This is a genomic window from Agrobacterium burrii (genome assembly GCF_017313405.1).
Lineage (GTDB): Bacteria > Pseudomonadota > Alphaproteobacteria > Rhizobiales > Rhizobiaceae > Agrobacterium > Agrobacterium burrii.
This window is the reverse complement of record NZ_JAFLNA010000002.1, coordinates 42,459-57,879: the sequence shown is the minus strand read 5'-3', so window position 1 is coordinate 57,879 and position 15,421 is coordinate 42,459. Positions and strand designations below refer to the sequence as shown.

Here is a 15,421-nt window from a genome sequence, read left to right as displayed (position 1 = left end):
GAGGTCTTTCCGGCATCGGTTTTGCTTGAAATGTCAACCACTATCACTCATCATGAATTCGAATGCAAAGACTAACAGTTATCATGATATGAGATAATGCTGAACCTTCAACATCTTGCCAGCTTCGTCATGCTTCAGCAAACCGGCAGCTTCACGCTGGCCGCCGAGCGGTTGGGTGTCGGCCAATCGACCGTCAGCCAACATATTCAGCGGCTGGAGACTGCACTTGGTCGCCGGCTGATCGCACGCAGCACCCATCAGGTGAAACTGACCGGCGAAGGCGAGGCGCTGCTGGGTTATGCTCGCAATATGCTTGAAATTGACAGCAGGGTTTCATCCCTGTTCAGCGAAACCCGTTTGCGCGGGCGGTTGAGGCTGGGTGTTTCCGAGGATTTCGTCGCCAGCCGGCTAACGGCCATTCTGGAAGAATTTATCCGCCTTTATCCCTTGGTGGATCTGGAACTGACGGTTTCGCTGAGCGGCGTGCTTTACCAGATGCAGGATAATGGCGAACTGGATGTCGTTCTCGCCAAACGCCGTCTTGGCGACAAGCTCGGGCATTTTCTTTACCGCGAACCGCTGGTGTGGTTGGCGCGTGACCCGGAGCGGATGCTGAGCCAGCCCGACGCCCTGCCGCTGATCGCCTTTCCACCGCCGAGCATTACCAGAAAAGCGGCGCAGGAAGCGCTCGACCGTGCCGGTCTCGCCTGGCGGATCGTCTGCACCTGTGGCAGCCTCAGCGGACTGACTGCCGCAGCAAGAGCGGGCATGGGCATTCTGGTGCAGCCACGCAGCATGGCGCCCGCCGGCCTCAAGGAGATTGAGGCGGACGTGCTGCCAACACTCGAAGACGTGGAATTTGTGCTTCAGCCAAGCAAGGGCACGGATACAAAACTGGTGCGCGCCCTTTCCGATCTGGTTTCCAGCAAGTGCATCGCGCCGGGCAGCTTCGTATAGCTTCCCTGACGCATCTCCGGACGCAAAACCGCCTCACACTTTTGCTGGAAATGCTCTAGTTTTCCCGCCGCGATAGGCAGCGGCCAACACTGTCCCGCCAACCGGCAATGGCGTTTTTCCGTTCCGTTTCGTCCATGTTGGGAGCAAAACGACGGTCGCGTTTCCAATGGGCAGCGAAGGCTTCACGATCCGGCCAGATTCCCGCCCGCGATGCTGCCAGCCATGCCGCACCCAGAATGGTGGTTTCCAGAAAGACCGGCCGATCGACCGGTGCGGCGAGAACATCGGCCAGCCGCTGCATGGTCCAATCGGATGCAACCATACCGCCATCGACCCTTAGCACCGTCTTGCCATTGTCGCCTGCCCAGTCCTTGCGCATGGCGTCCAGCAGATCGAAAGTCTGATAGGCAACGCTTTCCAGCGCTGCGCGCGCAAATTCCGCAGGTCCCGTGCCGCGCGTCAGGCCGAAGATCGCTCCGCGCGCCTCCGCATCCCAATAGGGCGCACCAAGCCCGGTAAAGGCCGGAACCAGATAGACACGCTGATTGGGATCAGCCTTTTCGGCAAGCGCGCTAACTTCGGAGGCGACCGAGATGAAACCGAGTTCATCCCGCAGCCATTGTACCGCCGCACCGGCAATGAAGATCGAGCCTTCAAGCGCATAGGTCGTCACACCGTCGAGACGGTAAGCAATCGTCGTCAACAGCCGGTTGGTGGAAGCAACGCGATCCGTACCGGTGTTGAGAAGCGCGAAACAACCGGTGCCGTAGGTCGATTTCATCATGCCGGGTTCGAAGCAGGCATTGCCGATCACCGCCGCCTGCTGATCGCCCGCGACGCCAAGGATCGGGATTTCCGCGCCCAGAAGCGCCTTGTCCGTCACGCCGAAATCGGCAGCGCAATCCAGCACCTCCGGCAGCATGGCGCGGGGAATGTCGAGGATCGACAGCAGCTCCTCGTCCCAGGCATTGTCTTCGATATTGTAGATCAGCGTTCGCGAGGCGTTGGTGGCGTCGGTCACATGGCGGCGGCCGCCGGTGAGGCGATAGATCAGAAAACTATCGACCGTGCCAAAGCAGATGTCTCCCTTTTCCGCCTTTTCGCGAAGGCCGCTGACGCTATCCAGAAGCCATTTGAGCTTGGTGCCGGAAAAATAGGGGTCAAGCAGCAGCCCGGTCTTTTTCGAAAATAGCGGCTCCAGCCCCCGGCGTTTCAAATCCTCGCAAATGGGCGCAGCACGGCGATCCTGCCACACCACAGCCCGGTGCACGGCCTCGCCAGTGTTGCGATCCCATAGCACGGTCGTTTCGCGCTGGTTGGTGATGCCGATCGCCTCGATGTCGGAAGCGGCAATGCCGGCATCGGCAAGCGCCAGCCGGATCGTCTCAAGCACGCTTTTCCAGATATCCTCTGCATCGTGCTCGACCCAGCCCGAGGCCGGGAAATGCTGCGGAAATTCTCGCTGTCCGACACCGATCACCCGCATGTCGCGATCAAAGACCATCGACCGTGTCGATGTCGTCCCCTGATCGATAGCCAGAATATAACCGCCCATTATGTCACTCCCTTTCAAACGCAATGACGGGGCGGCAAAGCCGCCCCGATTTTAAGATTTCACGCAGACATTACTTCTGCCAGCTTTTGACCAGTTCGTCGTAATTGACGGTGACCGGCTTTTCCTTTTCGGTAGCAATCTTCAGCTGTGGCGCCAGATTGCCCTTCGAAACGGCGTCCTTGTTCCAGTAGTCGATATCATGTTCTTCCGCCAGTTTCGGGCCGATATCGCCCTGCACACCGGCGCGCTCGATGCGAGCCATGACCTTTTCCTGCTCGGCGCAGAGTGAGTCCATGGCGGCCTGTGCGGTTTTCGCACCCGAGGATGCATCGCCGATTGCCTGCCACCAGAGCTGTGCCAGCTTCGGATAATCAGGAACGTTGGTGCCGGTGGGCGACCATTGCACGCGGGCCGGCGAGCGGTAGAACTCGATGAGACCACCAAGCTTGGAAGCCCGGTCCGTGAAGCTCTGGTGATGGATGGTGCTGTCACGAATGAAGGTGAGACCCACATGGCTCTTCTTCACATCCACGGTCTTGGAGGTCACGAACTGCGCATAGAGCCATGCGGCCTTGGCGCGGTCGTCGGGGGTGGATTTCATCAATGTCCACGAACCCACATCCTGATAACCGAGCTTCATGCCGTCCTTCCAGTAGACGCCATGCGGCGAAGGTGCGACGCGCCATTTCGGCGAACCGTCCTCGTTCACAACAGGCAGGCCCGGCTTGGCCATATCGGCGGTAAAGGCCGTGTACCAGAAGATCTGCTGGGCGATATTGCCCTGCGCCGGCACCGGACCGGATTCGGAGAAGGTCATGCCCTGCGCTTCCGGCGGCGCATATTTCTTCAGCCATTCGAGATATTTCTCGATGGAATAGACCGAAGCGGGACCGTTGGTATCACCGCCGCGTGCCACGCAGGAACCGACCGGCTGCGACTTGTCGTTGACCTTGATGCCCCATTCATCGACCGGCAGGCCGTTCGGCAGGCCCTTGTCGCCGTTGCCGGCCATCGAAAGCCACGCGTCGGTGAAGCGCCAGCCAAGCGACGGGTCCTTCTTGCCATAGTCCATATGGCCGAAGACCTTCTTGCCGCCGACATCGCGGCCAGTGAAGAATTCGGCAATATCCTCATAGGCCGACCAGTTGACCGGCACGCCGAGGTCATAGCCGTATTTGGCCTTGAAATCGGCTTTGTTCTTGTCGTCGTTGAACCAGTCGTAACGGAACCAGTAGAGGTTGGCGAACTGCTGGTCCGGAAGCTGGTAGAGCTTCTTGTCCGGTGCCGTCGTGAACGCGCTGCCGATGAAATCCTTGAGGTCGAGACCGGGATTTGTGACATCCTTGCCTTCATTCGCCATGAAGTCGGTCAGGTTGCGCACCTGCTGGTAGCGCCAATGCGTGCCGATGAGATCGCTGTCGTTGACCCAGCCGTCATAAAGGTTCTGGCCGGTCTGCATCTGGGTCTGGATTTTTTCGACGACGTCACCTTCCTGAATGATGTCGTGCGTAACCTTGATGCCGGTAATGGCGGTAAAGGCCGGTGCTAGAACCTTGGATTCATATTCGTGCGTGGTCAGGGATTCGGAAACGACCTTGATGTCCATGCCGGCGAAAGGTTTCGCCGCATCGACAAACCATTGCAGTTCCTTCTCCTGATCTGCACGGGAAAGCGACGACATATCGCCGATTTCCTTGTCCAGAAACTGCTTTGCCTCCTCCATTCCGGCGAAAGCGGAACCCGTCATTGCCAGCAGCATGGCTGCCGTCGTCGTCATCAGATGCCGTCGCATATCAGTCCTCCCAGGGGTTGCGATTGCATGAAGTCCTCCAGTGCGGTTTTCCTCCGCCGCACCATTCTTTCTGCTCTAGACGAAACGGAAAACGCCGATGGCGTAGACCACGGACAGAGCGAGAGCCCACCACAGGTTCGGGCCGACCAGCCCGAGCCATGCGAGATGAATGAAAGCGCTGCCAAGCAGCGAAATGAACAGCCGGTCGCCGCGCGTGGTCTCAAAGCGCAAGAGACCGAAGCGGGGATTGCCGCCGGGCGAGAAATATTCCCAGAACCACATGCCGACGAGCAGCACGGCGATGGCGCAGAAAAATGCGGCCGTCGCCCAAGTCCACGCCATCCAGGTAAAATCGGGCATCTTCGTCATGGTCAAACCCTCCCCAACGCAAAGCCCTTGGCGATGTAATTGCGCACGAACCAGATCACTAGCGCACCGGGTATCAGTGTCAGCACGCCGGCGGCGGCAAGCAGGCCCCAGTCCATACCGGCGGCGGACACGGTTCGCGTCATCGTCGCGGCGATCGGCTTGGCGTCGGTCGTCGTCAGCGTGCGGGCGATCAGAAGCTCGACCCACGAGAACATGAAGCTGAAGAAGCAGGCCACACCGATGCCGGAGGCGATGAGCGGCATGAAAATCTTCACGAAGAATTTCGGGAAAGAATAGCCGTCAATATAAGCGGTTTCGTCGATTTCCTTCGGCACGCCGGACATGAAGCCTTCGAGGATCCACACCGCCAACGGTACGTTGAACAGGCAATGCGCCAGTGCGACCGCGATATGCGTGTCGATCAGCCCGAACGCCGAATACAGCTGGAAGAAGGGCAACGCAAAGACGGCGGGCGGCGCCATGCGGTTGGTCAAAAGCCAGAAGAACAGGTGCTTGTCACCGAGAAAACGGTAACGCGAGAAGGCATAGGCCGCCGGAAGTGCTGCCGCTACCGAGATCACCATGTTCATAACGACGTAGATGATCGAGTTGATGTAACCCGAATACCAGGAGGAATCCGTAAAGATCGTCCGGTAGTTCTGCAGCGTCGGCTGGTGCGGATAAAGCGTCATGGACGAGACGATTTCCGCATTCGTCTTGAAACTCATATTGACGAGCCAATAGATCGGCACCAGCAGAAGGATGATGTAGATTGTCGGCACCAGCCAGGAAAAGCGTGATGGTCCGTGGCGGCGGCGCGAGCGTGCGGCAACACCTGATAATCCCGCCGAAGCAGCTTTTACAGGCGAATTTCCCATCCGTTCCACGCTTGCCGTGACATCAGAGGCGCTCATGTCTCAAGTCTCCGCGTCGTAGCTGGTCATGACGGTGTAGAACACCCAGGACAGCAGCAGGATGATGAGGAAGTAGATCAGCGACATGGCCGCCGCCGGCCCCAGATCGAACTGGCCGAGCGCCATCTTCACGAGATCGATGGACAGGAAGGTGGTGGAATTACCGGGGCCGCCGCCGGTGACGACGAAGGGCTCGGTATAGATCATGAAACTGTCCATGAAGCGCAGTAGGAAGGCGATGAGCAGCACCCGCTTCATCTTCGGCAGCTGGATGAACCGAAAGACCGCAAAACGCGATGCGCCATCGATCCGCGCTGCCTGATAATAGGCGTCCGGAATGGAAACGAGGCTGGCATAACACAACAGCACGACAAGGCTTGTCCAGTGCCACACATCCATGATGACGACCGTGATCCATGCGTCGACCGGATCGTTGACGTAGTTATAGTCCAGCCCGAGCTGATTGGCATAATAACCGAGCAGCCCGATATCGCTGCGACCGAACACCTGCCAGATGGTGCCGACGACATTCCACGGCACCAGAAGCGGCAACGCCATCGTTACGAGGCAGACCGGCACGCCGATACCGGATTTCGGCATCTTGAGCGCGATGAAAATGCCGAGCGGAATTTCAATCGCCAGGATGATGCCGGAAAATACCAGATTGCGCCCCAGAGCATTCCAGAAGCGATCGGAGCTAAGAATTTCCTGGAACCATTGTGTTCCCGCCCAGAAGAACTGATTGTTTCCGAAGGTGTCCTGCACCGAATAATTCACAACGGTCATCAGCGGAATGACGGCGGAAAAGGCGACCAGCACCAGAACCGGCAGCACCATGAACCACGCTTTGTTGTTCCAGCTTTTTTGCATGGTCAGGCCCCCATCTTCACACGCCAGGAATCGGCGAAGACGCCGATGGCGGCCGGGTCGAAGCGCACACCCGCTTCCGCCGGGATTTCCTCGTCTTCGGCAACGACGATCGCCAGCTTCTGGCCCGCGAACCGGGCGCGCACGATCTTCTGCCGGCCGATATCCTCGACCTTATCGACCGTGATCGGCATTCCACCCCGCTCCAGCCGGATAAACTCCGGGCGGACGCCGATCTCGATGCGCTGCGCGCCATCAATCTTCGGCACGCCGGCAAGCGGCACGCCGAGGCCACCGACCATAGCGGTTGCGCCGTCTATCTTGGCGGGCAACACATTCATGCCGGGCGAGCCGATGAAATAACCGACAAACGTGTGCCCCGGCCGCTCGAAAAGCTCGGCGGGCGTACCGATCTGGACGATCTGCCCGTCATACATGACCACCACCTTGTCGGCGAAGGTCAAAGCCTCGGTCTGGTCGTGGGTAACATAGACCATGGTGAAACCGGATTGCCGGTGCAGGCGCTTCAGCTGCGAGCGCAGCACCCATTTCATATGCGGGTCGATCACCGTCAGCGGCTCGTCGAACAGGATCGCATTGACGTCGGAACGCACGAGCCCGCGCGCCAGTGAAATCTTCTGCTTCTGGTCCGCCGTCAGCCCACGCGCATGGCGTTTGGCCATGCCGGAAAGATCGGTCATTTCAAGAATGTCCCGCACTCGCCGGTCCACCTCGGCTTCCGGCACATTCCGGTTGCGCAATGGGAAAGCCAGATTGTCGTAGACCGTCATCGTGTCGTAGACGACCGGGAACTGGAACACCTGGGCGATATTGCGATCTTCGGTGGCAAGATCGGTAACATCTGTGCCGTCGAAAGCGATCCGGCCTTCGGACGGACGCAACAACCCGGAAATGATGTTGAGCAGCGTGGTCTTGCCGCAGCCGGAAGGTCCGAGCAGCGCATAAGCGCCGCCATCCTGCCATTCGTGATGCACTTCTTTCAGGGCATAGTCACCTGCAGCCTGCGCCTTGGCGTTATAGGCGTGGCGAATGTGATCGAGCGTGATGCGTGCCATGACCGATCTCCCTCAAGCCGCTTTGCCAATGGCGCGACCATTCGCGTCAAAGGCCATCAGATGCCGCGTATCGAGAAACAGCTCGATGTCCCTGTCCGGTTCGATATCGTGAATGCCATGCGCCAGCATGACCCAGCGCCGGCCCGAAAATTCCACATGCACGAAGCTCTCCGATCCGGCGATTTCCGAAATCAGCGTCCGCGCCCGGATGGATTGCCGCGCCTCTCCCTTCGCATAGGGGAAAAGATGGTGCGGCTGGAAGGCGATGGTCACAGGACCGTCCGGCATGGCGGCAAGATGCGCTGGAACTACCACCACGGCATGATCGGCGCGGGTGAAAGCGCCGCCCGTCTTGACGACCTCGATGGTGTTCAGCGGCGGATCGGCAAAAATTTCCGCCGTCACGATATCCACCGGATGCCGGTAAACATCGATCGTGCGGCTGAACTGCGTTATCCGCCCTTCGTTGAGCGTCGCGGTATTGCCGCCCAAAAGCAGCGCCTCGGAAGGTTCAGTGGTGGCATAAACGAAGATCGCGCCGGATTCCGCAAAGATGCGCGGCAACTCCTCGCGCAGTTCCTCGCGCAGCTTGTAATCGAGATTGGCCAGCGGCTCATCGAGCAGCACCAGATTGGCATTCTTGACGATGGCGCGGGCAAGCGCCGTGCGCTGCTGCTGGCCACCGGAAAGATTGAGCGGTGTGCGGTCAAGAAAGGGCGTCAGCCTCAAAAGCTCAGCGGCTTTCCTGACCTCCCTGTCGATCGTCGCCTGATCCTTGCCGGCGACCCGCATCGGCGAGGCGATGTTTTCGTAAACGCTGAGTGCGGGATAATTGATGAACTGCTGATAGACCATGGCGACGTTGCGCTTCTGCACCGGCCAGCCCGTCACGTCCTCACCGTTGAAAAGGATCGAGCCACCGCTCGGCTTGTCCAGCCCGGCCATCAGCCGCATCAGCGTCGTCTTGCCCGAAAGTGTCGGTCCAAGCAGGACGTTCAGGCTTCCGCGCTGCAACGTCAGATCGGTCGGGTGAATATGATATTCACCGCCGGCCATCTTCGAGACGTTTCGCAATTCAAGCATGGTGATCCAAAGCCTCCTCCGCTTTTCGATCGGATCGTCAGATTGCCTTCAAGCGTTCCCCTGCAATGTCTTCGATATAATCCTCCAGCCCGCGCACCTCTTCAGGGATGAAAAAAAGGCCCTGCTTGGTGCGGCGCCACAGAATATCCTCCGCCGTCAGCGCCCATTCCCGCGCCATCAGCCAGCGGACCTCGGCCTCATAAAGCGTGCCGCCGAAATGACGGCCCAGTGCTGCCGCCTCCGTGGCAGAACCGATCATCGCCGCGGCATCCGTTCCGTAGCAGCGGACGAGCCGCTTGGCGTGACGCTCATCAAGGAAAGGATATCGTAACCGCAGGGCCGAAACCTCTGCGCTGTAAGCTTCGGCACCGAAGTTTCCGCCCGGCAAATGCGAACCCGCCGTCCAGGGCGCGCCCTTTTCACCCAGCGCATCGCCGATTTTTTCAAGAGCATGTTCGGCAAGCCGCCGATAGGTGGTGAGCTTGCCGCCGAAAATATTGAGCAAAGGTGCTTCCCCCTCCGCTCCATCAGTTTTCAGCACATAATCGCGGGTCGCTTCCTGCGCTTTCGACGCGCCGTCGTCAAACAGCGGCCGCACGCCGGAATAGGTCCAGACGATATCGTCCTGCGTCACCGGCTCGGCGAAATATTCGCTGGCCGCGCTGCAAAGATAGCTGATTTCCTCCGCGGTGATCTTAACAGCGCGGGGGTCGGCGGTATAGTCGCGATCCGTCGTACCGATCAGCGTAAAATCCTGTTCGTAAGGGATGGCGAAGATGATGCGCCCGTCTGGATTCTGGAAGAAATAGGCGCGCGGATCGGCAAACTTCTTGCGCACGATGATATGGCTGCCCTGCACGAGGCGGACATTGTGAACGTTGTTTTTCCCGAATGTTGAAGCCAGAACCTTGTCCACCCATGGCCCGGCGGCATTTACCAGCATGCGCGCCCGGTAGGTCGCGGTTTCGCCGGCAGCACCCTTGGTTTCGACCCGCCAGAATGCGCCTTCGCGTCGCGCCGAAACCACCTGTGTGCGGTTGAGGATCAAAGCGCCACGATCGGCGGCATCGCGGGCGTTCAGCACCACAAGCCGGGCATCGTCCACCCAGCCATCGGAATATTCGAAAGCGCGGGCGAAAATCGGCTTCAGCGGTTTTCCGGCGGGATCGCGGCGCAGATCGAGCGAACGGGTCGCGGGCAGAAGCTTACGGCCGCCGAGGTGATCATAGAGAAAAAGTCCGAGACGCACGAGCCAGGCCGGACGCACGCCGCCCTTCTGGAATGGCAGAACGAAACGCATGGGCCAGATAATGTGCGGCGCCATGGCCCACAGCACCTCACGCTCCATCAGCGCCTCGCGTACCAGACGAAACTCGTAATGTTCGAGATACCGCAAACCGCCATGGATGAGTTTGGTTGCGGCAGACGAAGTGCCGGAGGCAAAATCGTTCATTTCCGCAAGTGCGACGGAGTAACCCCTGCCAATGGCATCACGCGCAATACCACAGCCATTGATGCCGCCGCCGATCACGAAAATATCGTGGATTGCCTCGTCAGACATGAATTCTCCCGCGCTTTCATCGACGCTCTCCTCATCGATATATTGAAAGCACGATCATCTAATTCGAAGACAAAACGAATGTCAAACGAAATTCCAATGGCGCAGGATCAGGACTTCTGCGCCTCGGTTTCAATCAGTCGAACGTCATGATCGGCACAGATGGAACGGATCGAATCAACAGGACAATGATCGGTAATAAAGGTATGCACCTGCGAAAGATGACCGATGCGCACCGGGGCCGTGCGCTCGAATTTGAGCGAATCCGACACCAGAATGACATGGCGGGCATTGGAGATGATCGCCTGCGCGACCTTGACCTCGCGGAAGTCGAAATCGAGCAGAGCGCCGTCCTCATCGATAGCCGAAACACCGATAACGGCGAAATCGACCTTGAACTGGCGGATGAAATCCACCGCTGCCTCACCGACAATACCACCATCGGAACCGCGCACAACGCCGCCGGCAATCACCACTTCGATGCCGGGAAAGACCCGCAACCTGTTGGCAACATTGATATTGTTGGTGATGACCATCAATTCGTGGTGGTCTGCCAGCGCTTCGCCCACCGACTCGGTCGTCGTGCCGATATTGATGAAAAGCGACGAGTTGTTGGGGATGAGGGCAGCGGCAGCGGCCCCGATCGCCTGTTTTTCGACCGAAGCGATGGCGCGGCGCGCCTCGTATTTGACGTTTTCATTGCCACTGGGAAAAAGTGCGCCGCCATGGATGCGCGTCAGCACCCGTGTATCACAGAGATCGTTCAGGTCTTTGCGGATCGTCTGGGGGGTCACCGAGAAGCGCGCCGCCAACTCATCGACCAGCACCCGCCCGTTTGCTTTCGCCAGCGCAACGATTTCATCCTGACGCGGTGTGAGCAGCATTTCACCCTCCCTTCTCTTTCAATTTTTTCGTTTTATTGAAGAGCGAACGAAAAACCAATGTCAAGGGAAGGTTTGTAGTGGCGCGTTCCACCTGTCAGCGAATTTGCCTGAAACACGCAACAACGTTGCGCGCAAACTTATTAGCCGGCTTTCTGAGCCAGCCGCCCCTGTATGTCGTGAGCGGAGAATCCCGAAGACGCGGCGCCGAACGCATCACCGATGCCGATCAGCACGGGTTCGTTCACGCCCAGTCTCTCGACTGCCGCAGCCAATTGCGCGAGCGAACCGCACCAGCGCTGTTCATTCGCCCGGCTGACGGAAATCATCACCGCAACCGGCGTCGAGGCGGGCATACCACTAGCGAGCAGGGAAGACTGGATAGCTGCTGCGGTTCGGCCGCCCATATAAAAAACGGTGGTCACGGCGGGATTGGAGAGCGATGCCCAATCGATATTCTCCGGTAACTTTCCCTGTCGCGAATGACCTGTGACGAAGCGGACAGACTGGGCATGGTCGCGATGCGTCAGCGAGACGCCGAGGCGGGAGGCCATGGCACTTGCGGCGGTAACGCCCGGCACGACGTCTACCGAAATATTTTCGGCCTCCAGCGCAGCGATCTCCTCACCGGCGCGCCCGAAAATCATCGGATCGCCGGATTTCAGCCGCACCACCCGTTTGCCGGCCTTGGCGAGGCGGATCATCATATCGTTAATGTCTTCCTGCTTGCAGCTTTCCCGGCCGCCGCGCTTGCCGACCAGCATGCGCTTCGCCTCCCGCCGCGCCAGTTCCAGCACCTCCGCTGACACGAGATCATCGAATAAGATGACATCGGCGGCCTGCAGGGCGCGAACTGCTTTCAGCGTCAAAAGCTCGGCGTCGCCCGGACCGGCACCCACGAGCGTCACAAGTCCGCGCCCTGAGCCCGTGCGCGCGGTCTGCGTTCCGATATCCATCAGCAGCCGTTCTTCGCTGCTCTCATCCAGCCTTTCGGTAAAAGCCCGGTCGACGAATTTTTCCCAGAAAGATCGCCGCGACGGGCCGGGCGCGAGCCGCAGATTGACGCGCTCGCGGATCGTCTGGGCAAGCGCGCCCCAATCCTTCAGCGCCAGCGGCAGCAACGTCTCGATGCGCCGGCGAATTGCCTGCGCCAGAATGGGGGCCGCACCATCGGTGGAAATCGACACCACCACCGGCGAGCGATTGACGATAGAGCCGAACTGGAACTGGCAAAATTCCGGTTTGTCGATGACGTTGACGGGAACACCGGCCGCCCGCGCCGCGGCATAAAAGGCTTCAGCTTCCACATACGTTTCGCAATCCGCCAGCGCCAGTTCGGCGTTTTCGAATATGCCGGGATGCCACAGGTGGTCGTTAAAAATCAGGGCCGGGCTTTTTGTGACAAGTGCGTTGAATGTCTCCGACAAATCGCTTCGGGCACAATAAACATGCACCTCCGCGCCGCAGGCAAGCAGCAGTTCCGCCTTCCAGGCGGCCCCATCCGATCCACCCGCCAGCGCCACACGTTTACCCTCCAGCCCCCAGAAGACCGGCAATTTGGCCAGCTTTTCCATGCGCGCCGGTTCATTCCGCTGCGGTTTTAAGGCATCCATCGATGATCCCCCTGATTTCGGCGCGGCAGGAGCCGCAATTGGTTCCGGCATTCAACGCCTTGCCGATGGCTTCGACGCTGTGGCAGCCATCGCGGATGGCGGCGGTGATTTGATTGACCCCAACATTAAAGCACGAGCAGACCGTCGCACCCGGATCGGCGCGTCCGGCACCGGGACGACCGGCGACCAGCGCAAAGCGCATGCGCAAATCCTCATGGCGCTCGGTCAATTGCGAGATGGCCCAGTTGCGGGCGACGGCCACCGGCTGATTGGCGATGAACAGCGCTGCCAAGAGAGTCTCACCATCGAAAAAAGCGAGGCGCAGGTCGCCCGTCTGCCGGTCGCTGTAACCGAGCGGCTCGATCCTGACATCGATGCCGAAAACCCGCCGCGCCCAGAGCGTCCAGTCCTGCGGCTCTTCCTCGAAGGCAAGCTCCATGCGATAGCCGCCTTCCGCCTTCGCAATCGCCCAATAGGCACAATCCGGCGCATCGGGCCGGGTGCGGGAGATGGCGAAGCCATAAGCCTTTGCCTCGAAAAGCCTTGCCTTCACCGCCACATTTTTCGAAGCGGGCTGGCCGGAATGCGGATCCGTGACCGGCGCGACAACCACATCGATGCGCGCCCGTGATGCGAACCGATCGTTCCAGTGCATCGGCGCAAAGACCGATCCGCGCGCCTGTCTTTCGCTGACCAGTGCGCGCAGCAGAACCTTGCCGTGGGGGCTTTCCAGCTCCACCAGATCAGCGCTTTCGATGCCCAGCACCTGCGCATCGCGCGGGTGAAGTTCGGCGAATGGCTCGGCAATGTGGGCAGTCAGCCGCGCGCTTTTGCCGGTGCGGGTCATGGTGTGCCATTGATCGCGGATACGGCCCGTATTCAATGTCAGCGGGTAATCAGGCGATGTTCTGCCGGTCTCCGGCAAGGCGGTGGCGATGAACCGCGCCTTGCCATCGGGATGGTAAAAACGGCCATCCGCGAAAAAGCGCGTCTCGGCGTTGCCACCGTGTGCGGCTTTCGGCCATTGAAAGGGCGTCATCGCATCGTAAGAATCCCGTTCAATCCCGCTAATATCGAAATCACGGCTTCCTGCATTCTCGAAGCCGGAAAGAGCGGCGTGTTCGGCAAAAATCTCCGACGCTTGCCGGTAGGCAAAGGCAGCGTCGAAACCCATCCGCCGGCCCACTTCCGCCATCTGCCACCAGTCGGCCGTCGCTTCACCGGGCGCGTCCAGAAAACCGCGCTGGCGGGAAATACGCCGTTCGGAGTTGGTGACAGTGCCGTCCTTCTCCCCCCAGCCGAGCGACGGCAACAGCACATGGGCGTGACGGGCGGTATCGGTGTCAGCCATGACATCGGACACCACGATGAAAGGACAGGCCTTGATCGCGGCTTCAACGGCGATTGCATCCGGCATGGAAACGACGGGGTTGGTCGCCATAATCCACAACGCCTTGATGCGGCCGTCGACCACGGCTCGGAACATATCCACCGCCTTCAGGCCGGGCTTTTGCGCAATCGCGGGTGAGGCCCAGAAACGCTGCACGCGATCGCGATCTTCGGCATTTTCGATAGCCATATGGGCGGCCAGCATGTTGGCCAGCCCGCCAACCTCACGTCCGCCCATGGCGTTCGGCTGGCCGGTCAGCGAAAACGGCCCCATGCCCGGCCTGCCAATGCGGCCGGTGGCAAGGTGGCAATTGATGATGGCGTTGACCTTGTCGGTGCCACTTTCAGACTGGTTGACGCCCTGGCTGTAACAGGTGACGGTTTTTTCCGTGCGTTCGAACAATTCGTAAAAGGAAATTAGTTCGGCAATCATCAGACCAGTCGCCTCGGCAATCTCCGGAAGGCTATGTTCGCTCGCGGCCCGCATGGCGACGTCGAAACCGGCCGTGTGGTTCTGCAGATAAGCATTGTCGATCGCGGAACTGCCGGAAAGATGCGCCAGCAGGCCGGTAAACAGCGCCACATCCCCATCCGGACGGATGGCGAGGTGCATATCGGCAATATCGGCGCTCATCGTCCGTCGCGGATCGATAACGACGACTTTCATGTCCGGGCGATCCACCTTTGCGGCGGCAAGCCGTTGATAGAGGACCGGATGGCACCAGGCGAGATTGGAACCGGTGAGGATCACCAGATCGGCAAGTTCCATATCCTCATAGGTGCCCGGCACCGTATCGGCTCCGAAAGCGCGGCGATGGCCCGCGACCGAAGACGACATGCAAAGCCTTGAATTGGTATCGATATTGGCCGAACCGATGAAACCCTTCATCAGCTTGTTGGCGAGATAATAATCCTCCGTCAGCAATTGGCCGGAGACGTAGAAGGCAACCGAGTCCGGACCGTGTTCGGCGATGGTCTCAGAGAAGCGCGACGCCACGACGTCGAGGGCTTCGTCCCACGTTGCGGGTTTTCCGTGGATTTCCGGGTGGAGAAGGCGACCGTCAAGATCGATGGTCTCTGCCAGAGCAGAACCCTTCGAACACAGGCGGCCAAAATTGGCGGGGTGGTTCGGATCGCCTTTGACGGAAACGACGCCATTGTCGTTGACGGTGGCAATAACACCGCAGCCGACGCCGCAGTAAGGACAGGTGGTTTTTGTTTCAACGGGCATGGGTTTGCCCTTTCAATGTGTGGCGTTTACCCCCCTCTGTCCTGCCGGACATCTCCCCCACAAGGGGGGAGATCGACAAGCTGCAGGCTTCTCGCTCCATCTCTATGGTCGGCGACGCAGACCGTGGAGAGAGGGT

The 15,421-nt window shown here is 59.5% G+C and carries 12 protein-coding genes; 1 reads left to right on the top strand and 11 read right to left on the bottom strand.

The window, feature by feature from the left end; translation table 11 throughout:
• Window positions 1-96 precede the first annotated feature (96 nt).
• A complete protein-coding gene (locus JZX89_RS03735) occupies window positions 97-957 on the top strand; it encodes a LysR family transcriptional regulator (RefSeq protein WP_207133126.1) in 861 nt (286 codons plus the stop codon).
• Between the two features lie 55 nt (window positions 958-1,012).
• Here JZX89_RS03735 and glpK read toward each other — a convergent pair whose 3' ends face one another.
• From glpK to JZX89_RS03680, 11 genes are all read right to left on the bottom strand, one after another.
• A complete protein-coding gene (gene glpK, locus JZX89_RS03730; RefSeq protein WP_207133125.1) occupies window positions 1,013-2,512 on the bottom strand; it encodes a glycerol kinase GlpK in 1,500 nt (499 codons plus the stop codon).
• Window positions 2,513-2,582: 70 nt separating this feature from the next.
• Window positions 2,583-4,304: an ABC transporter substrate-binding protein gene (locus JZX89_RS03725; RefSeq protein WP_153514273.1), complete on the bottom strand. Its 1,722-nt coding sequence runs from the start codon at window positions 4,302-4,304 to the stop codon at window positions 2,583-2,585.
• A gap of 75 nt (window positions 4,305-4,379) precedes the next feature.
• Window positions 4,380-4,673, bottom strand: coding sequence for a DUF2160 domain-containing protein (locus JZX89_RS03720; RefSeq protein WP_153514272.1), 294 nt, complete (start codon window positions 4,671-4,673; stop codon window positions 4,380-4,382).
• A gap of 2 nt (window positions 4,674-4,675) precedes the next feature.
• Entirely contained in the window at window positions 4,676-5,587 is a 912-nt protein-coding gene (locus JZX89_RS03715) for a carbohydrate ABC transporter permease (RefSeq protein ID WP_153514271.1), read from the bottom strand.
• Between the two features lie 3 nt (window positions 5,588-5,590).
• Window positions 5,591-6,457, bottom strand: coding sequence for a carbohydrate ABC transporter permease (locus JZX89_RS03710; RefSeq protein ID WP_207133124.1), 867 nt, complete (start codon window positions 6,455-6,457; stop codon window positions 5,591-5,593).
• A gap of 2 nt (window positions 6,458-6,459) precedes the next feature.
• Entirely contained in the window at window positions 6,460-7,530 is a 1,071-nt protein-coding gene (locus JZX89_RS03705; RefSeq protein ID WP_207133123.1) for an ABC transporter ATP-binding protein, read from the bottom strand.
• A 12-nt stretch (window positions 7,531-7,542) separates the two neighbouring features.
• Window positions 7,543-8,613: an ABC transporter ATP-binding protein gene (locus tag JZX89_RS03700; protein ID WP_207133122.1), complete on the bottom strand. Its 1,071-nt coding sequence runs from the start codon at window positions 8,611-8,613 to the stop codon at window positions 7,543-7,545.
• A gap of 37 nt (window positions 8,614-8,650) precedes the next feature.
• Window positions 8,651-10,174, bottom strand: coding sequence for a glycerol-3-phosphate dehydrogenase (glpD, locus tag JZX89_RS03695; protein ID WP_153514268.1), 1,524 nt, complete (start codon window positions 10,172-10,174; stop codon window positions 8,651-8,653).
• A gap of 107 nt (window positions 10,175-10,281) precedes the next feature.
• Window positions 10,282-11,055 carry a DeoR/GlpR family DNA-binding transcription regulator gene (locus JZX89_RS03690; protein ID WP_149899671.1) on the bottom strand — a complete coding sequence of 258 codons (774 nt, stop codon included), beginning with the start codon at window positions 11,053-11,055 and terminating at the stop codon, window positions 10,282-10,284.
• A 140-nt stretch (window positions 11,056-11,195) separates the two neighbouring features.
• A complete protein-coding gene (cysG, locus tag JZX89_RS03685) occupies window positions 11,196-12,665 on the bottom strand; it encodes a siroheme synthase CysG (RefSeq protein WP_207133121.1) in 1,470 nt (489 codons plus the stop codon).
• Window positions 12,637-15,285 (bottom strand): nitrate reductase, encoded by a 2,649-nt coding sequence (locus JZX89_RS03680; RefSeq protein ID WP_207133120.1) that lies wholly within the window; start codon window positions 15,283-15,285, stop codon window positions 12,637-12,639. The genes cysG and JZX89_RS03680 overlap by 29 nt, the downstream gene beginning before the upstream one ends.
• Window positions 15,286-15,421: the final 136 nt, after the last annotated feature.